Annotated in this window: 23 protein-coding genes; 15 read left to right on the forward strand and 8 right to left on the reverse strand. The window is 62.5% G+C overall.

The window, feature by feature from the left end; translation table 11 throughout:
- Positions 1 to 653 precede the first annotated feature (653 nt).
- Positions 654 to 2003, forward strand: coding sequence for a replication initiation protein (locus M0D66_RS32905; protein WP_054034706.1), 1350 nt, complete (start codon positions 654 to 656; stop codon positions 2001 to 2003).
- A gap of 78 nt (positions 2004 to 2081) precedes the next feature.
- Here the strand turns inward: M0D66_RS32905 and M0D66_RS32910 are convergent, their stop codons facing one another.
- The gene (locus M0D66_RS32910; protein WP_211705731.1) at positions 2082 to 3137 is read right to left on the reverse strand and encodes a ParB/RepB/Spo0J family partition protein; all 1056 of its coding nucleotides are present in this window, start codon (positions 3135 to 3137) and stop codon (positions 2082 to 2084) included.
- A gap of 24 nt (positions 3138 to 3161) precedes the next feature.
- Complete coding sequence (gene parA / locus M0D66_RS32915) at positions 3162 to 3824, reverse strand: ParA family partition ATPase (protein ID WP_054034704.1); 663 nt, start codon at positions 3822 to 3824, stop codon at positions 3162 to 3164.
- An 802-nt stretch (positions 3825 to 4626) separates the two neighbouring features.
- Between parA and arsC the strand changes: the two genes are divergently transcribed.
- On the forward strand, positions 4627 to 4986 hold the full coding sequence (gene arsC, locus M0D66_RS32920) for an arsenate reductase (glutaredoxin) (RefSeq protein WP_200620608.1): 360 nt from the start codon (positions 4627 to 4629) through the stop codon (positions 4984 to 4986).
- A gap of 42 nt (positions 4987 to 5028) precedes the next feature.
- Here the strand turns inward: arsC and M0D66_RS32925 are convergent, their stop codons facing one another.
- Positions 5029 to 6012 (reverse strand): sulfonate ABC transporter substrate-binding protein, encoded by a 984-nt coding sequence (locus tag M0D66_RS32925; RefSeq protein ID WP_211706782.1) that lies wholly within the window; start codon positions 6010 to 6012, stop codon positions 5029 to 5031.
- A 227-nt stretch (positions 6013 to 6239) separates the two neighbouring features.
- Here M0D66_RS32925 and M0D66_RS32930 point away from each other — a divergent pair, with 227 nt between their 5' ends.
- On the forward strand, positions 6240 to 7616 hold the full coding sequence (locus tag M0D66_RS32930; protein ID WP_093634335.1) for a gluconate:H+ symporter: 1377 nt from the start codon (positions 6240 to 6242) through the stop codon (positions 7614 to 7616).
- Positions 7617 to 7753: 137 nt separating this feature from the next.
- Positions 7754 to 8044: a DUF1272 domain-containing protein gene (locus M0D66_RS32935; protein ID WP_154566444.1), complete on the forward strand. Its 291-nt coding sequence runs from the start codon at positions 7754 to 7756 to the stop codon at positions 8042 to 8044.
- 21 nt (positions 8045 to 8065) lie between these two features.
- Here the strand turns inward: M0D66_RS32935 and M0D66_RS32940 are convergent, their stop codons facing one another.
- Together M0D66_RS32940 and M0D66_RS32945 are read right to left on the reverse strand one after the other, a co-directional pair.
- Positions 8066 to 8269 (reverse strand): zf-HC2 domain-containing protein, encoded by a 204-nt coding sequence (locus M0D66_RS32940; RefSeq protein WP_211706781.1) that lies wholly within the window; start codon positions 8267 to 8269, stop codon positions 8066 to 8068.
- On the reverse strand, positions 8256 to 8864 hold the full coding sequence (locus M0D66_RS32945; RefSeq protein ID WP_054034290.1) for an RNA polymerase factor sigma-70: 609 nt from the start codon (positions 8862 to 8864) through the stop codon (positions 8256 to 8258). Before M0D66_RS32945 ends, M0D66_RS32940 begins: the two co-directional genes overlap by 14 nt.
- A gap of 449 nt (positions 8865 to 9313) precedes the next feature.
- Between M0D66_RS32945 and M0D66_RS32950 the strand changes: the two genes are divergently transcribed.
- The 4 genes from M0D66_RS32950 (at position 9314) to M0D66_RS32965 (ending at position 11385) form a co-directional block, all read left to right on the forward strand.
- Entirely contained in the window at positions 9314 to 9445 is a 132-nt protein-coding gene (locus M0D66_RS32950) for a hypothetical protein (protein ID WP_257021004.1), read from the forward strand.
- Positions 9446 to 9985: 540 nt separating this feature from the next.
- Positions 9986 to 10270 (forward strand): hypothetical protein, encoded by a 285-nt coding sequence (locus tag M0D66_RS32955; protein WP_093634332.1) that lies wholly within the window; start codon positions 9986 to 9988, stop codon positions 10268 to 10270.
- 11 nt (positions 10271 to 10281) lie between these two features.
- On the forward strand, positions 10282 to 10551 hold the full coding sequence (locus M0D66_RS32960) for a DUF6723 family protein (RefSeq protein WP_234475619.1): 270 nt from the start codon (positions 10282 to 10284) through the stop codon (positions 10549 to 10551).
- A gap of 279 nt (positions 10552 to 10830) precedes the next feature.
- Complete coding sequence (locus tag M0D66_RS32965) at positions 10831 to 11385, forward strand: NADPH-dependent FMN reductase (RefSeq protein ID WP_093634330.1); 555 nt, start codon at positions 10831 to 10833, stop codon at positions 11383 to 11385.
- 105 nt (positions 11386 to 11490) lie between these two features.
- Here M0D66_RS32965 and M0D66_RS32970 read toward each other — a convergent pair whose 3' ends face one another.
- From M0D66_RS32970 to M0D66_RS32980, 3 genes are all read right to left on the reverse strand, one after another.
- Positions 11491 to 12510 carry a hypothetical protein gene (locus M0D66_RS32970; RefSeq protein ID WP_211706780.1) on the reverse strand — a complete coding sequence of 340 codons (1020 nt, stop codon included), beginning with the start codon at positions 12508 to 12510 and terminating at the stop codon, positions 11491 to 11493.
- Between the two features lie 214 nt (positions 12511 to 12724).
- Complete coding sequence (locus tag M0D66_RS32975) at positions 12725 to 15013, reverse strand: hybrid sensor histidine kinase/response regulator (protein ID WP_093634328.1); 2289 nt, start codon at positions 15011 to 15013, stop codon at positions 12725 to 12727.
- Positions 15014 to 15142: 129 nt separating this feature from the next.
- Positions 15143 to 15496: a hypothetical protein gene (locus M0D66_RS32980; protein WP_200651462.1), complete on the reverse strand. Its 354-nt coding sequence runs from the start codon at positions 15494 to 15496 to the stop codon at positions 15143 to 15145.
- A 194-nt stretch (positions 15497 to 15690) separates the two neighbouring features.
- Between M0D66_RS32980 and M0D66_RS32985 the strand changes: the two genes are divergently transcribed.
- The 7 genes from M0D66_RS32985 (at position 15691) to M0D66_RS33015 (ending at position 22721) form a co-directional block, all read left to right on the forward strand.
- Positions 15691 to 16059: a response regulator gene (locus M0D66_RS32985; protein ID WP_093634326.1), complete on the forward strand. Its 369-nt coding sequence runs from the start codon at positions 15691 to 15693 to the stop codon at positions 16057 to 16059.
- A complete protein-coding gene (locus M0D66_RS32990) occupies positions 16052 to 16675 on the forward strand; it encodes a chemotaxis protein CheC (RefSeq protein WP_211706779.1) in 624 nt (207 codons plus the stop codon). Before M0D66_RS32985 ends, M0D66_RS32990 begins: the two co-directional genes overlap by 8 nt.
- Positions 16672 to 17610, forward strand: coding sequence for a diguanylate cyclase (locus M0D66_RS32995; protein WP_054034186.1), 939 nt, complete (start codon positions 16672 to 16674; stop codon positions 17608 to 17610). The genes M0D66_RS32990 and M0D66_RS32995 overlap by 4 nt, the downstream gene beginning before the upstream one ends.
- 206 nt (positions 17611 to 17816) lie before the next feature.
- On the forward strand, positions 17817 to 18665 hold the full coding sequence (gene hpnD, locus M0D66_RS33000) for a presqualene diphosphate synthase HpnD (RefSeq protein WP_093634324.1): 849 nt from the start codon (positions 17817 to 17819) through the stop codon (positions 18663 to 18665).
- Positions 18666 to 18669: 4 nt separating this feature from the next.
- On the forward strand, positions 18670 to 19947 hold the full coding sequence (gene hpnE, locus M0D66_RS33005; RefSeq protein ID WP_211706778.1) for a hydroxysqualene dehydroxylase HpnE: 1278 nt from the start codon (positions 18670 to 18672) through the stop codon (positions 19945 to 19947).
- A complete protein-coding gene (gene shc / locus M0D66_RS33010; RefSeq protein ID WP_211706777.1) occupies positions 19944 to 21992 on the forward strand; it encodes a squalene--hopene cyclase in 2049 nt (682 codons plus the stop codon). Before hpnE ends, shc begins: the two co-directional genes overlap by 4 nt.
- Before the next feature lie 3 nt (positions 21993 to 21995).
- Entirely contained in the window at positions 21996 to 22721 is a 726-nt protein-coding gene (locus M0D66_RS33015; RefSeq protein ID WP_093634321.1) for a phosphorylase, read from the forward strand.
- Positions 22722 to 22800 lie beyond the last annotated feature (79 nt).

The following is a 22800-nucleotide window of genomic DNA, read 5'->3' on the forward strand; positions in this document are numbered from 1 at the left end:
TTATCGGTGTTTTTTCAACGCGCCAGGTCTGGAGGCCGCGTCGTTCCAAGCGCTCAGCTAGCGTTAAGGTGAGCTTTTTCGGGGGAGATTCTCGCGACTCGGATCTCACTGCCGCGTGAATCAGATGTCTTGCCGCCAGGTTCGCGGGCCATTTGCTCAATCGAATATGCGGCGATTGCCGTGTGCATCTGTGCATCGATGGCCACATGGCCGCAATCGACGCATATGCGTGCCGGCGGGCTTCGGCGTGGTGCCTGCTTAGGGAGGAGGCACGGCACGCTTGTCGGGTTTCTCCCCTCCCCTATCCGCTGAAATCGGCAAAAGTGCATCCAAGCCACCGATCGAGTACGAGTGCGCCTCGCTCGCTACGTGCGTGCAGCCAAAATTCACGAAAATTTTTTTTGAGGTGAGAAGATTCGGGATCGAATAGCTCCGGTTCGCGGCAGGTCAGAAATGGGTCAATTTTCTGGAGGCCGCGACCTGTAAGGATGCCCTGAACCTGGCGCGAAACGGGTGAGGTGAGGGTTTTCGGGAGTTGCTCGAGGTGAGTTGTGCCTCGTAAACTCACTTCACCGGGAACGGTGAGACCCGTGCTATAGACGCGTATCACCACAGCCGGTATGCTCTCGCCAAATCCCTCCTCGACCAGACGCATGGCCACGAAGCGCGCGAAGAAGACAGATGTAGTCAGCCCGAGCTCGGCCGAATTACGCAAGGCCGTCGAGGCGATCGCCATCCAGCCCAAGAGCGGCAAGATCACGCTCCTCACCCGCAAGCTGTTCAACGTTCTCCTTGCCGTCGCTCAGCAAGCCGATGAGTCCGGCGATACGTATCGGGCCTTGCTGTCCGACATCGTCGCCAATTCCGCATTCGATTCGAACGACACGGCGCTCGTGAAAGAGCACCTGCGGCGCATGGTGTCGGTGCAGGTCGAATGGAGTACCGGCACGTCCAGCCAGAAGCCGGGTCGGAAATGGGGTATTTCCACGCTGATTGCCGACGCGGAAATTCTCGAAGATCCCACCACTCGCCGTGTGTGGGTGGAGTTCTCATTTGCGCCGAAGATCAAAAAGAAGCTGCTCGATCCTGTTCAGTATGCGCGGTTGAGTCTGCAGTTCCAGAGCCAGTTGCGCAGTAGCGCGGGGCTCGCACTTTACGAGATTTGCGTTCGCTACCTGACCAACCCGAGCCATCTGACGATGCGCGAAACATGGGAATGGTGGCGCCCTATTCTCTCGGGCACGCCAGACACCGAAGCGGGTGATGAGGCGAAGCGCGAGTACAAGTACTTCAAGCGCGATTACCTGCGCCCGGCCATCGCCGAAGTAAATGCGGTCACCAACATCTTTGTCGAGTTGATCGAGCACCGGGAAGGACGGCGGGTTGCCGAGATCCAGTTCCGCGTGACCGAGCGCAAACAGCCTATGCTTGCACTCGACGAACACCCGAATGTATTCGACAGCACCTTGGTTGACCGGATGGTGAAGATCGGCATTCCGCTGAAAGAAGCGCAAACACTGTACGCCGATAGCGAAGAAAACCGGATTCGCGCGGCGCTGCAGATGACCGAGCAACGCATGCGCAGCACGTCCTTGCCCGCTGTGCGTAGCGCGCCGGCTCTGTTCAAGGATGCGTTGAAGAAGGGCTATGCACCGCCGGTCGAGGCGCTGGCATCGGGTAGCGGCGGCAAAGCCGCGGTGGCTGCGCCGGCGGACGACCTGAAAGCGCGGCTGCTTGGCGAGTACTCGGCGGTCCGCCGCAAGGAAGCGCGCGAGCTTTACGACGAGCAAGGTGAGTCGGAGCGGGAGATCGCGCGGAAGTCGTTTGAGGACGACGTGTTGCCGGATCTCGGCACACATATGCGGGACGACTGGCGCCGTCGTGGGCTGGATTCGAAGATCGTCGAAACGGCGTTCTTCGATTGGCTGGCTCGCAAAACCTGGGGCGAACCCACCGATGGTGATCTGCTCGCCTTCACGCTGAGCCAATCGCGCGCGGCGTAATCGTCAAGATTACATCAAGAAAAACGGCGGCCACTTTCGTGTGCCGCCGTTTCTTTTCCTGCTGATGCTCTTCCTTCGTTACTTCAGCATCTTTTCAATCTGACGAAGGATGTCGTCACGCTTTTCACGGGTGAGGCCCTTCAGGCGCAGTTCGATTCGATCGTCTCCATACGATTTCAGATCGCCGACCGAGACGCCGGCGAGCTTGATTTCCAGACGCTGCGCATAGCGCTGCCGACCCGCCGGCTTGGTGCTTTCCTGCGCACTTGCTCTGCCCTTGACGATGTCCGCAACCTGTCGCGTGCTCAGGTCGTCCGAGAGGATTTTGTTGATCAGGCGCAGCGTAGCGTCGGCGCCGCGGGCGGTGTGATAGCGGCCCACCTGATACGCCATGTTCGAACCAAAGCGGTCAGGCCTTGCGACCATCTCATGCATCACCGCCTCGGGTAGCTTCGCAATCGACAGGGCGACTGCGATGGTTGACTCGTCCAGTCCGAGATGTTCGGCGAGCTCCTTCTGGCTCTGGAAATGCCGATCGTCGAGAAAGCGTTTCCAGACGACGGCGTTGTCGAACACGGTCTGCGAATCGCGCTGGACGTTGAGGTCGTAGCCGAGCTTATAGCTCTGGATGCCGATCGGTAGGTCGATGACGATTGCCTTCACCGATTCCTTGTTCGCTTCTTTAAGCGCCCGCACGCGCCGGCCGCCATCGCTTACGTAGTAGGTGCCGGGATTGTCGTAATCGGGAATGACGTGAATCGCCTGCTGCTGGCCCTGCTTCGCCAGATTGACAGCAAGCTCGGCAATCGACGCCTTCAGATAGAAATGGCGCGGATTGAACGGGCTCGGTTTGATCGTCTTGAGCGCGAGCTCGATGACCTGGCCCGGCCGGTAGGCGTTTTCGATCCGCCAGGCACGGTAGGCCGCCGACTCATTGGCGATATCCGCCGCTTCGAGTTCGGTGACGTCCTGGGAAAGGACAGGCTGGATGACGCGGTTCGGTACATCGCCAGTTGGGGCGCCATTCTTGACCAAACCGTCGATCGCGTTCAGGCGGTCGAGAGCGGTTCGCTTTTCGCTGCTAGTCGTATCAGGACGTGCTTGAAAGCCTTTGGCGAATTGGGAGGGTTTCATTCAGGGTCCTTTATGCGCATAAATTCAGGGGAGCAGGGCTGCGATCTCGTTGGCGCACGCCCGTACTTCGATGGCGGCGAGCTTGGCGCCGCGATCGTTCATCTGAAGCACTGTCTGCCCTAAGGCCATTGCCTGCTTGTAGGCCTCCCGCGTCGGGATCTGGGTCTTGAGCAGTGGAAAACCGAGCTCTTCCAACGCACGCTTCAGTTCGCGCGTCAGCATCCGTTTCTCTTCGGTCTTATTCAGCAGAAAGACGGCGCGCAGATCCTCGTTCATGACCTGGGCCTGCTGCACGAGTTTCACCAGCCCGACGCTCGACCAATAGTCGGCGGGCGACGACGACGTTGGCATGATCGCGACGCTCGCCGCGAGCAACACGACGCCGGACACTTTCTCGGTGATGGAGGGTGGGCAGTCGACGACGATGATGTCGTAGTCAGCCACGAACTTCTTGATCTCGCGATGGATCTGGCTGCCGGCTTCGGAGAGGTTGACGACTGGGAAGGGAATGCCGGTTTCGCCGTCTGATGATGCGCTGGCCCAATGGACCAGGGTGTTTTGACCATCTGCGTCTACGACGAGGACGCGTTTGCCTTTTTCATGGAACGCAGCCCCGAGGTGCATCGCGATTGTGCTCTTCCCGACCCCACCCTTCTGCTGAGTTACCGCGATGATTTCTGCTGCCAATCTTCACCTCCTCTTTTTAGACGCAAAAGGATTTTACCTGGATGAATTCGCATTTCAATCGTTTTTGTGTAAACGCGAGAAGAATTAGCCGAACGGGATAGGTTTATGCGCATAAAGGTTGTGGCATGGCTGAGCTAAAGCGCAGCGGGTGTGAAGCGGATCAACGGCGATAGGTTTGCGGCACCGGGAAGGTGTCAGACGCTGTGAGGTATCGAAGGGGGAGTTCGCTACTGGATCTGGTGCGATGCGAAGCTGCGCCCACGGGTATGGGTCGTGGTGCATCGGCAGTCTGGGATTCGACGCCGTGCCGCTTACCTAGGGTGGCGTTGCTGCGTCGCATCGCTTTTACAGGCCCCAACTGTTGGCGGCGTCGAGGCATATCCGGGCCACACTCGTGCCCCGCGAGCCGTCACGCGCGGGCACCTTTATGCGCATAAACTTTTCGGGCGTGACTCAAGCATGGAGCGGCCGTTGCTGGGGGGTGTAGGGATCGATGCATGATCCTGCGGCACGGCACGGAGGTGGGACTGGCTGCTGCACTAAGCCTCGTGTCCATGCATACAAAGGGGGAGGCTCAACCAACATGGGTTGACGCGTTCAGTAGAGCGGCCCAAGCCACCCGGCGATAGCTCGACAACTTCCGGCAGGCGCTTTATGCGCATAAACCGAACGACATCATCACCCACAGACAACGCCACGTTCCTGCCTCAACAAACCCGATCGCCCCACCCAACTCCCGCACCGGCTAAAATCCCCCACCAAAAAACACCCCGCACCCAACACAAGCACCATTCACCCAACCATGATCACCATCTACCACAACCCCCGTTGTTCAAAATCGCGAGCTACCTGCGACCTGATCGCCACCACCTACAACAGCGCCAACGAACCAACGGAAATCATCGAATACCTGAAGCAACCACTCACGGCCGCGCAGTTGAAGCAACTCAACGCGCAGTTAGGCTGCACAGTCCGCGAGATGATCCGTGACACTGAAGCCGAATACAAAACACTCGGCCTCTCCGACACCACGCTGAGCGACGCTCAGTTATACGAAGCATTGGAAACGCACCCGATCCTTCTGCAACGACCGATCGTCGTGCGGAACGGGCGAGCCGTGATTGGCCGCCCGCCGGAAAATGTCGAAGCGCTATTCGCCTAGGCGTCGAAGCATCGCGATCTACGTGACCCGAGCCGAAGCGACCTAAGCCTTGGCAGCCAATGCAGCGTCCTTCGTCACGATCTTTGTCGGGATGATGCGCAGCTCGCTGAATGTGTCGGCGATACGTTGCTGTTCTGCAAGCACACTCGCGTCGATGGGTTTGTAGATGTGCGCATAGTGCCGCAAACCCGCTTCGATCACGCCCGCGTCGAGGCCCTGAATCGGCGCAAGCTGTGCGGCGGCTTCGCTGTAGTGCCCGCGCACCCACTCGCCCTCTTTACTCACCGCATCCATCACGATCGCGAGCACGTCACCGTTTTTCTCCGCAAACGGCCGCGCGCTCAGGAAGAACTGATGGTGACTGACGATCCCTTCGGCGTCGGCGAGCAAGCGGGCATTCGACTGGCGTTTGGCCGCCTCGAGGAACGGGTCCCAGATCGCCCATGCGTCGATCGCACCGCGTTCGAAGGCCGCACGCGCATCGGCGGGCGCCAGGAAGACGGGTTGGATGTCGCTGTACTTCACGCCGCTCTTCTGCAATGCGGCGACCAGAAACCAGTGAACGTCCGAACCTTTATTGAACGCGATCTTTTTGCCCTTCAGATCGGCGAGCGTTTTGATCGGCGCGTCCTGATGGACGAGGATCCCTTCGGCATGCGGCGTCGGAATTTCATACGCGGTATAGACAAAGTTCGCGCCTGCTGCCTGCGCGAACACCGGCGGCGCCTCGCCGACATAACCGAAGTCGATCGCGCCGACATTCAATCCTTCGAGCAACTGCGGGCCGGCGGGAAACTCAGTCCATTTGACCGTGAAGCCAAGCGGTGCGAGCTGCTTTTCGAGCGTGCCGTGCGCCTTCAGCAATACGAGCGTGTTGGCCGCTTTCTGATAACCGATGCGAAATTCCTTCGCATGCGCATCCGCGGCGAAGACTGACGTGGAGACAACGGGTAAGGCCGCGGCGGCCAGCGAGGCGCCCACGCCGGCGATAAACGTGCGGCGCGTGAGCAACGGATGACGGGACATAAAAGTGCTCGTTAAAAAGACGGACGCGAAACGGACCGATTAGCGTTGACGATAATTCGTCTGCAAGCCTGGACGAACCGATAAATTCGCATAAGCAAATCACGCCGGAGGGGGCGGGACACCCCAGCGGTCCCGCTCTGCGTGTCTGACTGCGTCAAGTCACCTTGCCCCGCTACAATCCGTCATCCGCGCGCAGTCGCGGCTGCGTCAATCGGAAAAGGGACATCGTGCATCTGACGACAACACTCGCGCCGTGGTCATCCCACGACACTCAACTGATTTTGTCGTGCGTGCTCGGGCTCGCACTGATCATCGTATTCATCAGCGTGCTGAAGCTCGCACCGTTTCTGTCGATTCTGGTCGGCACGTTCGCGGCGGGCTTTTCGGCTGGTTTGCCGCTGGAGGCAGTAGCCAGCGCATTCAGTAAAGGCGCAGGTGCGTTGCTCGGCGACGTCGGCATCATCATCGCGCTCGGGGCGATGCTCGGCGCGCTTATGGCCGAATCGGGCGCCGCTGACCGGCTCGTCTCAACCATCCTCAAACATTCCACGCCACGTACGCTGCCGTGGATGATGGCGCTGGTGGCGATCATCGTCGGCCTGCCGCTCTTCTTTGAAGTCGGCCTGGTGATGATGGTGCCGATCATCTTCGTGATGGCGCGCCGTTCGCAGCAGCCGATCCTGCGGATTGCGATTCCCGCGCTCGCCGGCATGACCACATTGCACGCCCTGTTGCCACCGCACCCAGGTCCACTGATCGCCGTGAGCGCACTGCATGCCGATCTCGGTCTGACGCTCGGTCTCGGCCTGATCGTTGCCATTCCGGCGGTCATTCTGGCGGGACCGGTCTACGGCATCTGGTTGTCGAAGCGGATGCACGTGGTCGAGCCGGAAGAAATGGGCAAGCTGTTCACCGCGGAACAAAGCACCGGCGAGCCGCCGAGTTTCGCGATCTCGCTCATCACGATCCTGTTGCCGGTCGTGTTGATGCTGGGCCGCACGGTTGCCAAACTTCTGCTTCAACCCGAGACCTTCCTGTTCGATGCGCTCAATTTCCTGGGTGAGCCGTTGGTCGCGCTCGGCCTCACCGTGCTATTCGCAGTGGTGGCGCTGGGCTGGTCGCGCGGCATGGCACGCGACCGGGTCGGCGGCATTCTGCGCAAGAGCTTGCCGCCGATCGCGGCGCTGCTGCTGACCATCGGTGCCGGCGGTGGCCTCAAGCAGGCGCTGGTGGTGGCCGGCATCAGCACGACGATCGGCAAGATCGCGGTCGGCGCGCACATGCCGCTGATTCTGCTGGCGTGGCTGATCGCTGTCGCGCTGCGGCAGGCGACCGGCTCCGCGACGGTTGCGACCACCACGACCGCCGGTATCGTCGCGCCGGTCGTCGCGGGCCTCAGCGCGACGCACAATTCGCTGATGGCGCTCGCGATCGGCGCAGGTTCCGTGTTCTTCTGCCACGTGAACGATGCCGGTTTCTGGATGGTGCGCGAGTACTTCGGTTTGCAATTGAAGCAGACGGTGATGGTCTGGTCTGTGCTGCAGACGATCGTATCCGTCGTCGGCCTCGTCTTGACGTTCGCATTGTGGACCGTGTTGACCTGAGCCTGGCCCAAGGATCGCAAGCGGTGGCAGGAATTGACGCCTGGCTGTCAATTCCACATGGCCCGATCCACTTACACTGCTTCGACACAGACGAGGCGCAGTCCCGCGCTTCGCTTTCCTGCCGACCCGGAGCCACCATGCTTGAACTGAGACCGTCCTGCGAAGGATGCGGCAAATCACTGCCGCCGAACGCGCCCGACGCGATGATCTGCACGTACGAATGCACTTTCTGCGAAGTGTGTGCGCTCAGCACGCTGCGCAACGTGTGTCCGAACTGCGGCGGAAATTTCCAGCATCGGCCGATCCGCACGCGCGCGCAGCTGGCCAAACATCCGGCCCGTACCGAAGCACATCCCGTTTCCATCGACGAAGCGGCGCACGCAAGCTTCTTCGAGCGCTACCGGAACACGCCGCCCGGCGAGCGCTAACAAGTGCTGGCAAACGCCCCTTCAATCCTCACCACCACCCGCGCCCGGCGTCGCAACCCCACTCACCGTGCGCGCCGCCACGCGTAGCAGACGGATCTGTTTGCGGTAATTGCGGCAGCCGCTGCAAGTCGGCAGATGCAGCCGGATCGCGACCCATTCGCCGGTCGTCAAACGGCGGTCGAGCGCGTCTGATAATAGCCGCGTGATGTGCTTACACTTCCCCATTCGCATCCTCTCTGGATAGGCCCTTTTCGCTCAGGCAAGTGCGCAAGCGCAGCCGCGCGCGGTAGATCAGCACGCTGCAGTGGTTGGCGGTCATCTGCAGTTCGGCGCAGATCGCTTCGGTTTCGAGATCGAGAAATTCGCGCATCATGAACACGCGCCCGATGTGCTCGGGCAGGTGTTCCAGACACATCTCGAACAAAGTCCAGAATTGCTGCTGACGCAGCGCGGTTTCCGGCGTCGGCCATGGTTGCGGCTTGCTCTCGCGTGACCAGTGGCCGTTGTCCTTGAAGAGTTCACGATCGAGCAGCGTCTCGCCGTCGATTTCGGATTCGAGCGCCGACAGATTCACCGTGCGCTGCCGGGCGCGCAAGGTGTCGATGAGCTTGTGCCGCAGGATGCCGAACACCCACGTCTTGTGCTCCGATTGCGCGGCAAACCGGTCGGCTTGTGTCCAGGCGGCGGCCAGAGCCTCCTGGACGGCGTCTTCGGCGGCAGCGGCATCGCGCAGTTGCAAACGGGCGAAGCGCAACAGGTCGCGCCGCAATTGCGTCAGATAAACGGGATCATCGAGCGCCGGCCCGCTTACTTGCGCCATGGCAGGCTCCATCGCCGCGCCTGCGGTTGCCGCGCGTTTTCTTCTGAATCGTTGTGGTTCATAGACGGGTGGATTTCCTCGCGCGGTTCCCGGACATGGGCGCCATTCTCCCGCACGTTCCGGCGCAAGCGAATTGGTATTGAACATATGCCCGCCAGCAAGCGAAGACCAGATGACCTTAGTCGTGCCGCAACAGGCTTTATGACAGCAAAAATATTATTGCGAAAAATGAAATCAAGGCCGCGCCGGCGCCACCGTAACTTCAGGCGCATGGGCGAGGCGTGCAGTGACACACGTTTCAAGCTCGCCGCAAATACGCCCCCGGATTATTTCATTATTTGAAAAAACATCTTCTTGTCTTCGGTATTTTTAGGCGGACGCTGAATCGCTATTCTCCACTCCATCGATCGCCCCAGATCGCGAACTAAATGCCGAAGAGGAGTAGCACCATGAAACGCATTCTTACCGCCCTGATCGCTTCCGTCGCCCTGTTTGCTGCTGCTTCGGGCGCAGCTCAAGCTGCTGCACCGGCTCAATGCAGCGGCCCGGCATCGTATTGCAACGTGTTCTTCGGCAACTAATCGTCTGGCGGACGCGGCCGGACACCGGTCCGGCACAAGTCTGCTGACGAAACGGGTTCTCGAAATCAAGAAAGGGCGCCGATAAAGGCGCCCTTTTTGCATTTAATCCCGCACGTTTGACGCACGTATGAAGCGTCTGCAGAACAGGGCTGCGACTCCCTTTCTCCGGTGTGCAAGCGTCGAGAAACAGAAAGCGGTACGCAATACCCGGCACTCCGAAGCAACACCCGCGCCTGGCGCGCAAATGCGCCTAATGCTCACTCTTCTAACGTGTTACAGTGAGCCAACAGCTTGCAGTTCTCCTGCGCGCCCTGCGCAGTCCCTCAGGCATCAGCCTCTCATCACAGCGCCCTGAACCGAACGGGGTCCTTTCCTTCTACTTCGTTCGACGGTGTCGCCGACGTGGCCTTACAGACGCCGCTCCAGACGCGCATCGTCGCCGACCAGCACCTGTTTGCTGAAACGCCGCGACTCGCCCGGCGTCATGCCCAACACACAGCCACACGTTTCAAGCGAGATCCTTTACCGGAGACGACTACCATGAACAATACGATCAGAAGCTACCGGGGCCTTGAGATTTATCCACTGGTTTATCCGCACCAGCCGCGTTCTGCCGATGGCGTTCGCCACTACGATTCGGGCTTCGACGCCGCGGTGCGAATCTGCCGGCGCGGCACCGACGACACCTTGACCAGCAGCCGTGTATTTCGCGTGCCGAGCCGTTCTCCGTTTGGCGCGGCTGGCGACGCACGCATTGCATCAGCAAGTTACGCGGAGCGGGTGATCGACGGCATGGTTGCCGGCGAGTCGATCGCCGGACTCTGATGCGCGCACCGATGGCAAGCCACATTTCCAGGCGCTCGCAGGGCGCGAATTCCACGCCGTTGACGGGCCGCGCAAACTATCAGGTCGCCGTGTCGTCGCGTCGAACCTCCAGCGGGACGGTGCCGACGCTGAAAGTAATCCGGTTAAGCGACGAGCGCGTGATCTATCCCTTCCAGGGCCACGCGGACATGCCGTTTTTCGAAAATGCGGATGCGGCTCAGGTGTTTGCCGAGACGTACGGCTGGCAGCTTGTGGATGGCGACATCGCTGTCCCGGAATGACAGCGAAGAACGTCGAGTTGCCTCAAATCGTCCTAGGCCGAAAGCATGCTTGATTGACAAGGCAAAAGTACCAGTTATCCACAAGGTTATTCAGTGAATCTGTGGATAACTTTTGTCGCTACCGGGTTATCCACCGGTCGCCACTTTCGAGGTCTGGACCGCGTAACCAGAAGTCGGCGTTTTTTGTGCGCGCCCTTGCCGTACCGCCCGGCTTATTGCCTATGATGGACAGTTCGTACCCTTTAGCGCGTCAAGCGCCTAACCTCGAGGAAGCGAACTATGGCCCATCACATCGCAGTGGTCGTCGGCAGCCTGCGCCGCGAGTCGTTCAACCGCCAACTGGCGCAGGCCGTGATTTCTCTCGCGCCCGCGGACTTTACCTTCGAGTTCATCGATATCGGCTCCTTGCCGCTCTATAGTCAGGACTATGACGCCGACTATCCCGAAGTCGCCAAACACCTGAAGAAGCGCGTTGAAGCCGCAGATGGCCTGCTGTTCGTCACCCCCGAGTACAACCGCTCCATGCCAGGCGTCCTGAAGAACGCACTCGACTGGGGCTCGCGGCCCTGGGGCACCAATTCATGGGGCAACAAGCCCGGCGCGGTGCTCGGCACCTCGCTCGGGGCGACCGGCACGGCGCTCGCGCAACAGCATCTGCGCAATGTACTGGCGTACCTCGATGTCGCCACGCTTGGCCAGCCTGAAGTGTTCATCAAGCACGACCCGGCGGCGATCAACGAGAAAGGCGAGATCGTGAACGACGGCACCCGCAAGTTTTTGCAGACCTTCGTCGACCGTTACGTTGCATGGGTCAAACGTCAGACCGCTGCCTGACGGTCAATTCGGGGCCAATTCGGGCCAAATCACAGCATCTAACTCAGACGGAAAACGCCGGCGTCGCCGTAACTTCACGGCACGCCGGCGTTGCCGCTCCCCCGTTTAGACGTGATGGTGTCCCGTCACCCGTTCCCAACCATGACGCACGGCCAGCTTGAAGCGCTCCCACGTGCTGTCGGGCGAGGTGGTTTCCCAATGGCGACGGGCTTCCGGCTCGACGTCGTCCCATGCCCGGTCGCGAAAACGCGCGTCCTGACCGATCTCCGCGCCGTAGCGATAGGCCGGCACGTAGTCCTCATAGCGCGCGTTCTCGGCCGCGTATTGCTCGTCGTAGTGCGTACGGAAATCCTCTTCGTATTCCAGGTACTCGTTCGGCATCTGGCTACCTAAACCCGCGGTCGGCTGCCCGGCTTCGGAGACGACGTCCGACGGCTGCAGGATCGCGCCCGAACCCGGCATCGAACCTGCAGCAATCGCGGTACGTCCCGCATCGCCCACCAGCGGGTCGATGACCGGCTCGCTCACGGGGTCGCGCATCGGCCGCTCAGCCCGCGGCGGCGGGACGAACGGCTCGGCGTCGGTGCCCATGAGCGGCGGCGGATAGAGCGGATCAGCCGGGGTTGCAGGCCGCGTGGCTGAAGCCGGCGTTGCTACGCCCGGCGTCGTCGCGCTCGATGTATGCGGCGTGCCTGGCGTCACCGCGCCAATGCCGAGTTCGTCGAGTATTGAATGATCGCGGCTCGATTCAGCCGGCGTGTCCCAGTCGGGCGAACGCTCGCCGATGTCGGTCGCACCCAGCCTCGTCAAGGTATTGCGAGCGAGTTCTGCATGCGATTCGCTGGCTGCGCTCACGCAGACCAGCACGGCGCCGCGGCGCACGGCTTCCGCGTAGCGAGCCGTGTCCGGCGCGCGAGGGCCGCTCGCAAACAGGCTCGAAAGAAAACGCTCGATATTGGCGAGCACGCCGGAACCGGCGACCTCGTCGGTTGCAGAGCCGACGGAGGGTTCCGGATTCGCCTGCAACTCGATCGTTTCGCGTGCAAAACCGGTCTGTACAAGCGTGTCGCGCGCGGCCTCGGCTTGAGAATAGGTGTCGAATAAACCAATCACGGTATGTCGCATGGCTGTCTCCCGGCGGTTTTAGGTGGATCGAACGGCGCAAGAACGCGTCGGCCTCCTTCCCTAAAAACATCGCAACGATCATGCCGGGGCGGCACGGCGTGTCCGCACGCCCGCTGCTGGCCGCTTGCGCCATGTGTTCGCATAGAAACTGCGGCATTCCGCTGCCGCGCTTTTACAACCGCCGGTAATTGGCGGCGATGCTGAAAAAGCAGCGTTAGTCGGCCGGATGGGCCGCCGCAGCCGGATCGGCGCCCGTTTGCGCCAGTTCGCGCTGGATCGCTTGCAGGAGTTCTTCCAGCAAGGCGATATCGAAGGGTTTCGACAGCACCCGCACGTTCACATGCCGCGCCCGGTCGAGTTCTTCCGCGTAGCCGGTGACCAGAATGACCGGCAGCCGGGTGTCGAAAGCCTGTACGGCTTCGGCCAGGTCGATGCCGTTCATCGTGCCGGGCATGTGGATGTCCGACAGCACCAGGTCGAACGGCAGCGGCTCGCCGGTGCGCGCCTGCCTCGCGTGGGCGTCGTCGAACAGGCAAAGCGCGGTATCGGCGTTGAATACACACGTCACCTGGTGGCCCATCATCTGCAACAGGGCCTCGGTGCCGGCGGCGACTTCGTCATTGTCCTCGACCAGCAGGATGCGCAAGCCGTGCGGCGCGCCGCTTTCCTCGACACCCGTTTCGGCCGGCAGTTCGGCTTCGGGGGCGGCTGTGGCGCGCGGCAGATAGAGGCGCACCGAGGTGCCCGCGCCGATTGCGCTGTCGATCGCGGCAAGGCCGCCGGAGCGCTCGCAGAAGGCGAAAACCTGCGGCAGTCCGAGACCGGTGCCCATGCCTTTCGGCTTCGTGGTGAAAAGCGGTTCGAAGGCGCGCGCGAGCACTTCAGGCGGCATGCCGCCACCGGTATCTTCAAGCGACAGTTGCACGAAATCGCCGGTCAGCGGAAAGCCGTCCTGGTGGCGGAAGTTGATATTGGCGGCTCGAACCGTGAAGCGGCCGCCGTTGGGCATGGCGTCGCGCGCGTTCACCGCGATGTTGATCAGCGCCAGTTCGAGCTCGGCGACGTCGACACGCATGGGCCAGATATCGACGCCGATATCCATCACCAGCGAAATCTTCGCGCCGAGCGATGCGCGCAGCAGTTCGCGGCACGCCGGCAGCCAACGCTCGAGCGCCAGCGTCTCGTTGCGCAACGGCTGCTTGCGCGCGACGCCGAGCAATTGCCGGGTGAGCGACTGGCCACCCTTGAGCGCCCGCTCCATCGCCGACAATTCGCGGTCGAGCCCCGGCGCGCCGCGCCGCCGGGCGATCTGCACGTTGGCAGAAACGATCATCAGCAGATTGTTGAAATCGTGCGCCACACTGCCGACCAGATTGCCGAGCGCCTCCATCTTGCGCGACTGGCGATACGCGGATTCGATCGAGCGGCGCATCGAGGCTTCGGCCTGCCAGCGCTCCCACGCCTCCTCCTCGGCGCCGAGGCGCCGCAGCGACAGCCAGATCACGCACCACAGCACGATAGACGGCGTGAACATCGACAGGATCAGCACGCTCAGGTGCCGATACCACGCGGCCCAGATCGCCGAGGTGCGATAGCCGCACAACGCGTAGACCGGATAGGCGCCGATGCGCCGGAACGCGAGGATTACGTTGTCGTCGTCGATGTCGGAGTGCATACGTACGACGCCGGCTCGCCGCCCTTGCGCCAGCGCTTCGGCCAGTGGCGAATGCGGCGCCGTAGCCTGCGGCTCGCGCGGGCGGCGCGGATAGTGTGCGAGGATCGCGCCGTCGGTGCGCACGAGGCTCATGATCATCGGCGTGCTGTCGCTGCCGCCGAGCAGTTCCCGGTAGAACGCGTCGAAATAGCTGGGCCGCAGTGCGACCGAGACGACGCCAGCAAATGAGCCGTCGGCTGCTTGCCGCTCCACGCCCGTGTTGAACACCTGTTCGCCCACGACATGTCCCGTCATGACCTTCGAGACATGCTCCAGACCCTTGCCGTCGCGAATGCCGGTGAAATCGTCGCGGTCGGCAATCGACAACTCCGGCGCGGGATAGAAACGGCTGGTGGCGAGCAGATCCCCCTCACGGCCGAAGATCGAGACGGCCGCCACCTGAGGATAGCCGCCGCCCATAGTGCGCAGCTTCTCGTGAATCTCGCCTTCCTGAGCGCGAATGCCGTTGTCGTCCAGACCTTGCGTCAGATCGACAATGCGCGAGTCGAGCGTCTCGTTCATGTCGAACACTTTCAGCGCGTGTTCTTCGGCCACGCGCACGGTGCGCAGCGTCACGTCGGTCGCGTCGGCCATGCGCGCGCGCAGATCGCTGAACGCCATCGCGGCGACGTACACGCACGGCAGCACGATGGCTGCGATAAGCAGCGCGATCAGCGTGATGCGCCGGACGTGGAAATTCTGTTCCGGTACGGCCGGAAACCGCGCCTCGTCCTGGCGGCTAGGGGGAGGGCGGCTCGCTTCAGGCGGGTCGAACCGTTCTGATGTCATGGTCGGTAACGCTAAGGTCGTTCTGGACGAAAAGGCCGGGAATCGGCGTCATACGAAAAGCATAGACATGCAGCAGCCGTACTAGTTACTGTGACAAATGGTCGGCCCCCGATTTGTCGGCCGTTTGAATCAGTGACAAATCGAGCAGCGCAAACGTACACAAAAGTATAAATGTAAAAGAAAGACTCTGAAATCTACCGAAATATTTTCAAAAATAGCATTTAATGGGAAAATCTCTTTAATCAAAGCGAAATTGGCGAGTTGCCTTTCCGCCAATTTGCTTCGAAAATCGATGTCATCACAAATAATGCGTCCGCCATGTTCGGATGCATCTGCCACGAGGACCGCCAGGCAACGCGCACAACGCGTGACCGAAGGCGCTCGCGGAAACAGCCGCGCGGCAAGGGACCAGCCCGATCCGTGGAGCCGCGCGGATTCATCTACGGGGTAGGCTCGAACATGCCGGTCATAGCCGTCGTCCACCGTGCCCGCGCGCATCCATGCGCGCCCACGGCTTCCGTCACACGCGCCTCGCTGTGCGCGCACCCCGCTCGTTTGCAAGCTTCATTCTCGCAAGCTTCGGCCCGTTTGAGCGCCGGTCGACAGGCCGCACGCTAAAGAAATCACCTCTACCCGCCGTTAACGCGCAAGAGCTAATTCCGCTTACCGACCCGCCCATGCCTTTGCCCATTGTGATCGCCGACGATTCATTGCTTGCCCGCAAGGTGCTCACCAAGGCACTGCCGCCGGACTGGGATGTCGACGTGTCCTACGCGACGAACGGGCGCGAAGCGCTCGGCCTGTATCGCGAAGGCAAAGCGTCGGTGATGTTTCTCGACCTGACGATGCCGGACATGACCGGCTATCAGGTGCTGGAAGCATTGCAGCATGAGGATCTGAACACCTTCGTCATAGTCGTCTCCGCCGATGTCCAGCCGATGGCACAGTCGCGCGTGCGCGCGCTCGGCGCCGTCGCTTTCATCGCCAAGCCCGTGACGCCCGAGGCGGTACTACCCATCCTCAAGGAGTACGGGTTGTATGTCTGAGCCAGTCCTCACCGAAGACCAGCGCGACGCGCTGCAAGAGGTCGCCAATCTGGCGATGGGCCAGGCCGCGACGCGTCTCGCGAGCCTGCTCGATGCGTTCATCGAATTATCGGTGCCGCGCGTGAAGGTGGTGGCGGTGAGCGAGGCGGCACAGGCGCTGCGCGAGATGACCGGAATCGAGGACACGGTGAGCGCGGTGCGCCAGGGCTTTCGCTCCGATATCAAGGGCGAAGCGCTGGTGATCTGCCGCAGCGACAGCGTCGACCAGTTGTGTTCGCTCGTGAGCGATCCCTATTCGCGCTCGAGCTATGAGGCGGTGAGCCAGCAGGAACTCGTGTTCGACGTCGCGAACGTGCTGACGGGCGCGTGTGTCTCGTGCATCCTCGACCAGCTCGGCCGCACGCCGGTCTTCTCAGCGCCAGGCCTGCTCGGTGAGGCGATGACGCTCGACGAAGTGTTCCAGCCCGGCGTGTTGCAGTGGGAAGTCGCGCTGCTGGTGGAAGTCAATTTCGCGCTCGAGGACCAGAGTTTTCGCGCGCACCTTGTGATGCTGATGGCCGAAGAGTCGATCCGCCATATGAACGAGGCGCTCGACGAGCTGTTGTCCAGCCTATGAATGTGTCCGCGGAGTCGTTGAGCGATCTGGTGGTCGAACGTGTCGGTTTCGGCATCTTCGTGCTCGATCGCAATATGACCGTGCTGATGTGGAATCGCTTCATGCAGGATCACAGCGGCTTGACGCCGGAGCAGGTGGTCGGCAAATCGCTCTTCACGCACTTTCCGGAATTGCCGCGCGTGTGGCTGTCGCGCAAGATCGAAAGCGTGTTCCAGCTCGGCAGTTTCGCGTTCAGTTCGTGGGAGCAGCGCCCGTATCTCTTCAAGTTCGATCACGACCGGCCGATTACCGGCGGCGTCGACTTCATGCAGCAGGACTGCACCTTCATGCCGCTCACGCGCGATCGCGAAGTGGTGGCCGTGTGCGTGACCATCTCCGACGTCACGCATGTCAGCATCGTGCAGCGCGAGCGTGAAGAGGCGGTCGCCAAGCTGCAGGAATACGCGGACCGTGACGGCCTGACCGGCATCGCCAACCGGCGTTACTTCGAAGCGCGCCTGCGCGACGAATTCACGCGCTGGCAGCGCTACGGCGGCGAGATGTCCGTGCTGCTGTTCGATCTCGATCACTTCAAGAAAATCAACGACCAGTTCGGCCACGGCGTGGGCGATACGGTGTTGCGCGTGATGGCGCAACGGGTCGCCGAGGTGGTGCGGGCGCAGGATACCTTCGGGCGTTTCGGTGGCGAGGAGTTTGCCTTGCTGTTGCCGTGTACACCGCTGGAAGACGCCATGCGGGTCGCGGAGAAAATCCGCTGCACGATCGCCGACACGCCGGTCGACGTGCAAGGCACAAGCGTGCCGGTGACGGCGAGCGTCGGTGGCGCGGCAGCGCGCCTTGGCGTGCCAGCGTACGACGTGCTCATCAATGAAGCCGACGCTGCGCTGTATAGCGCCAAGCGGCAGGGGCGCAATCGCTCGGTGGCGTTTACCTGAGCGTTTCTCGCGAAGCGCCACATCCGTCTTCCGGCCCCTTATTCACCCCTAAACTGCGGCATCTCACAAAGGTTGTTATACTTTTCGCCGTTTCCGGCATCCCTGCCGGGTGTTTCGCGCGTGTCCGCGCGCGCGGGGCGCATGCCTTGCAGTAACCACCAAATTTCTTGAACGCCTTTCAGCGGGCGCCTCCAGCGGAGATCGTCTTGGCTGTTTCCAATCTTGTCGTGGACGATACAGAAATCGACGCCGCTGCCGCTACGTCCGGCAGCTCGTTCTATCTCGCAATGCGCATCCTGCCGGCCGCGCAGCGCGACGCGATGTATCAGGTCTACGCTTTCTGCCGCGCTGTCGACGATATCGCCGACAGCGACAAGCCGCGCGCCGAACGCGCCGCCGCGCTCGAGCGCTGGCGCGCCGACATCGACGCGTGCTACGCCGGCTCACCGCGCGCTTCCTTGCGCGCGCTGACGCGGCACATTCATACGTTTCACCTGCAACGCGAAGATTTTTACGCAATGATCGACGGCATGGCGATGGATGCCGCCGCCGACATCTGCGCGCCCGATGAAGCCACGCTCGACCTGTACTGCGACCGCGTCGCGAGTGCGGCGGGCCGTCTATCGGTGAGGATATTCGGGATGCAGGAGGAGCCGGGCCGTTTGCTGGCGCACCATCTGGGCCGCGCGCTGCAACTGACCAACATCCTGCGCGATATCGACGAAGACGCCGGCATCAACCGCTGCTACCTCCCGCACGAATTGCTGGCGCGCGAAGGCATTGCCGTGACGAGCCCGGCCCAGATCGCCGACGATCCGTCGTTGCCGCGCGTCTGCGCGACGCTCGCCGAGCGCGCCAAGGAGCATTTCGCCGCTTCCGACGCAATCATGGACCGCGAGCCGCGCAGCCACGTACGCGCACCGCGCATCATGTCGGGCGTTTATCGCGTGCTGCTCGAACGCACGCTCGAGCGCGGCTTCGACATTCCGCGTACGAAGGTCAGCAAGCCGAAACTGCGCATGCTGTGGATCGTGGCGCGTTACGCGCTCTTCTGAGCTGATGCCGAAGCTCATCCATGTGATCGGCGCCGGCCTCGCCGGCCTGGCCGCAGCGGTGCAATTGCAGCGGCGCGGCGCACAAGTCGTGCTTCATGAGGCTGCGCCACAGGCAGGGGGCCGTTGCCGGTCGTATTACGATCCCAAGCTCGGCGCCACCATCGACAGTGGCAATCACATGGTGTTGTCGGGCAATTACGCCACGCTCAACTTTGTACGCGCGATCGGCGCCGCCGACGAGCTGGTCGGCCCGTCCCAGCCCGAATATCCGTTCATGGATCTGGCGACGCGGGCGCGCTGGACCGTGCGCATGTCGCCGGGCCGCCTGCCCTGGTGGATCTTCGACCCGAACGCGCGCGTGCCGAACACCGGACCGAGCGACTATCTGGCGCTCGTGCCGCTGCTGTTCGCCAAACCCGGGCGCAGTGTGGCGCAAACCATGCGCTGCAATGGCCCGCTGTGGGATCGTCTGCTGCGGCCGCTGTTTCTCGCGATGCTCAATGTCGAGCCGCGTGAAGCGTCGGCGGAGCTCACGGCCGCGATGGTCAGGGAGACGCTGGTCGCCGGTGGTCTGGCGTGCCGGCCTCTGGTGGCGAAAAACGGTTTGGGCAGCGCGTTTGTCGACCCGGCGCTGCGTCTGTTGCAGCACGGCGGCGCGGCAATCCGGCTCGGGTCGCGTCTGACCGACATCGTGTTTGCCGACAGCGGCGCCGGCCCCGCCCGCATCTCGGCACTGAATTTCGCGGACGAAAGCATCGCGATCGAAGCCAACCAGGCCGTAGTGCTCGCGGTGCCGCCGGACATCGCGCAGACGCTCGTGCCCGGCTTGCGCTCGCCGAATCGCTTCACCGAGACCCTTAACGTGCATTTCGCGGTCGAGCCGCCGTTCGGCATGGCGCCGATCACGGGGCTGCTGAATGCGACGGCCGATTGGCTGTTTGCCTTCGAGGGCCGCATGTCGGCCACGGTCAACGCCGCGGAGCGCCTGCTCGACACACCGCATGAAGCGCTGGCGAAAACCATCTGGGCCGAAGTGGCTCAGGCTGCCAACGTGCCGGCCGAGCCGATGCCCGCCTGGCAGGTCGTGGTGGAAAAACGCGCGACGTTTGCCGCCTTGCCGGATCAGGAAATGCTGCGCCCCGGCACGCGCACTCGCTGGAACAATTTGATGCTCGCGGGCGACTGGACGGCCACCGGCCTGCCCGCGACGATTGAAGGGGCGATCCGCTCCGGCCAGAAGGCCGCGGACACGCTGCTGAATCAACCGATGGAACGCCGATGAACGACTTATCTCAAGCCCAGCCGCTGGACGCCGTCCTGCCTGAAATCGCCGATGCGGCGCTGAATGTGCCAAGCGCGGTGTCGGGCGCCGCGCCTGATGCCGCGCCGCAAGCGTACGCGCCGTCGCTCGACGCCGCGATCACGCGCGCCACCGACGCGATCCTCGGCGCGCAGAAACCGGACGGTCACTGGGTCTACGAACTCGAAGCCGATGCAACGATTCCCGCTGAATACGTGCTGCTGGTTCACTATCTCGGCGAAACGCCGAACGTGGAACTGGAGCAGAAGATTGGCCGCTATCTGCGGCGCATCCAGCTGGCGGACGGCGGCTGGCCGCTCTTCACCGACGGCGCGCTCGACATCAGCGCGAGCGTCAAGGCGTACTTCGCACTGAAGATGATCGGCGACTCGCCGGACGCGGACCACATGGTCCGTGCGCGCGAAGCGATTCTGGCGAACGGCGGCGCGGAAACGGTGAACGTGTTCACGCGGATTCTGCTTGCGCTGTTCGGCGTGGTGTCGTGGCGTGCCGTGCCGATGATGCCCGTGGAAATCATGCTGCTGCCGCAGTGGTTCCCGTTCCATTTGTCGAAGGTGTCGTACTGGGCGCGTACCGTGATCGTGCCGCTGCTGGTGCTGAACGCGAAGCGGCCCGTGGCGCGCAATCCGCGCCGTGTGCGGATCGACGAGCTGTTCCGCGGCGCACCGGTCAATACCGGCATGCGTGATCGGGCGCCGCATCAGCATCTCGGCTGGTTCCGGTTTTTCCGCGGCGTGGACGTGATGCTGCGCATGGTCGACGGCCTGTTCCCGAAGGCGACGCGTGAGCGTTCAGTGCGCGAGGCGGTGCGCTTCGTCGATGAACGGCTGAACGGCGAAGACGGCCTCGGCGCGATTTTTCCGGCGATGGCCAACTCGGTGATGATGTACGACGTGCTCGGCTATCCGGCCGATCATCCGAACCGCGCGATCGCCCGTCAGTCGATCGAAAAGCTGCTCGTCATCAAGGATGACGAAGCATATTGCCAGCCGTGTCTGTCGCCGGTGTGGGACACCTCGCTCGTGGCGCATGCGCTGCTCGAGACCGGCGAAGCGCATGCCGAACAGGCGGCTGAACGCGGGCTCGCCTGGCTGCGTCCGCTGCAGATTCTCGATGTGCGCGGCGACTGGATCTCGCGCCGCGCGAACGTGCGTCCTGGCGGCTGGGCGTTCCAGTACAACAACGCGCACTATCCGGACGTCGACGATACGGCGGTGGTAGCGATGGCGATGCAACGCTCGGCGGCGCTGACGCAATCGGATGTCGACCGCGAAGCCATTGCGCGGGCGCGCGAATGGGTGGTCGGCATGCAGAGCAGCGACGGCGGCTGGGGCGCGTTCGAACCGGAAAACACGCAGTACTACCTGAACAACATTCCCTTCTCCGATCACGGCGCCTTGCTCGATCCGCCGACCGCGGACGTGTCCGGCCGCTGCCTGTCGATGCTTGCGCAACTCGGCGAATTTCCGCAGGGCAGTGAACCGGCGCAGCGCGCGTTCGATTACATGCTGAAGGAACAGGAATCGGATGGCAGCTGGTACGGCCGCTGGGGCCTGAACTATATCTACGGCACCTGGACCGCGCTGTGTTCGCTGAACGCCGCGGGCCTGCCGCACGACGATCCGCGCATGAAACGCGGCGCGCAGTGGCTTCTGTCGATCCAGAACGAAGATGGCGGCTGGGGCGAGGGTGGCGAGAGCTACAAGCTCGACTATCACGGCTATGAGCGTGCCCCGAGCACGGCTTCGCAAACCGCATGGGCGCTGATGGGCCTGATGGCGGCGGGCGAGGTGAATCACGAGGCGGTGGCGCGCGGCGTCGAGTATTTGCAGCGCGAACAGCGCGAGCACGGCTTGTGGGACGAAACGCGCTTCACGGCGACCGGCTTCCCGCGCGTGTTCTATCTGCGCTACCACGGCTATCGCAAGTTCTTCCCGTTGTGGGCGCTGGCGCGTTTCCGTCATCTGAAACGCAACGGGCTGACGCGCGTCGCGGTCGGGATGTAACGGATGGCGTTTTCAACAACGCTGTCAGCCGACGCCGGCCGCAACACCTTGCCGGTGATCGTGGTGACGGGTATGGCGTTCGAAGCGCGCATCGCGCGCGGCAAGGGCGTCGAGGTGGTCTATGCGGCTCGCGCCGATCTGCTGGAGCGGGCGTTGAGTGCGGCGGTTGCGCGCGGCTGCTCCGGGATCGTCAGCTTTGGTACGGCAGGTGGGTTGGCGCCCGATCTGGAGCCGGGCACGTTGATCGTCGGTGAGGCCGTTGAGGGGCCGTTCGGGCGGCTCGAAACTGATCGCTCATGGGCTGACAGGTTTGCCGCTGCGTTGGCAACGGGGCCGCTCGCGGCGCGCTTGCGGCGTGGGGTGATGGCGGCTGTGACCGCGCCTTTGGTCAGCGCTGATGACAAGCGGTTACTGCATCGTTCGACGGGTGCTTTGGCTGTTGATATGGAGTCGCATATTGCTGGGGCGACGGCTGCCGCGCATGGGGTTCCGTTTGCGGTTTGTCGTGCGGTTGTTGATCCGGCCTGGCGGACGTTGCCGGCTGCTGCGACTGCTGGCCTGCGGGATGATGGGACTACTGCGTTAGGGCCGATTTTGCGGGAGCTTTTGCGGCAGCCTTCGCAGCTTGCGGCGCTGATTCAAGTCGCCGTCGATGCGCGGGCGGCGCGGACCTCGTTGGTGCAGGCGCGGCATGCTATGGCGGCGGCGGGCGCTTTGGCCTTTCCTTGATCTGGCTTTGGTGCCTTTCCTTGCATTGTTAGTGGTTTATTAGCGTTGCCCCTGTGCGGGGCGGCACTTACTTTCTTTG

It is taken from the genome of Paraburkholderia sp. SECH2, assembly GCF_030464795.1.
In the GTDB taxonomy this organism is placed as follows: Bacteria; Pseudomonadota; Gammaproteobacteria; order Burkholderiales; family Burkholderiaceae; genus Paraburkholderia; species Paraburkholderia aspalathi.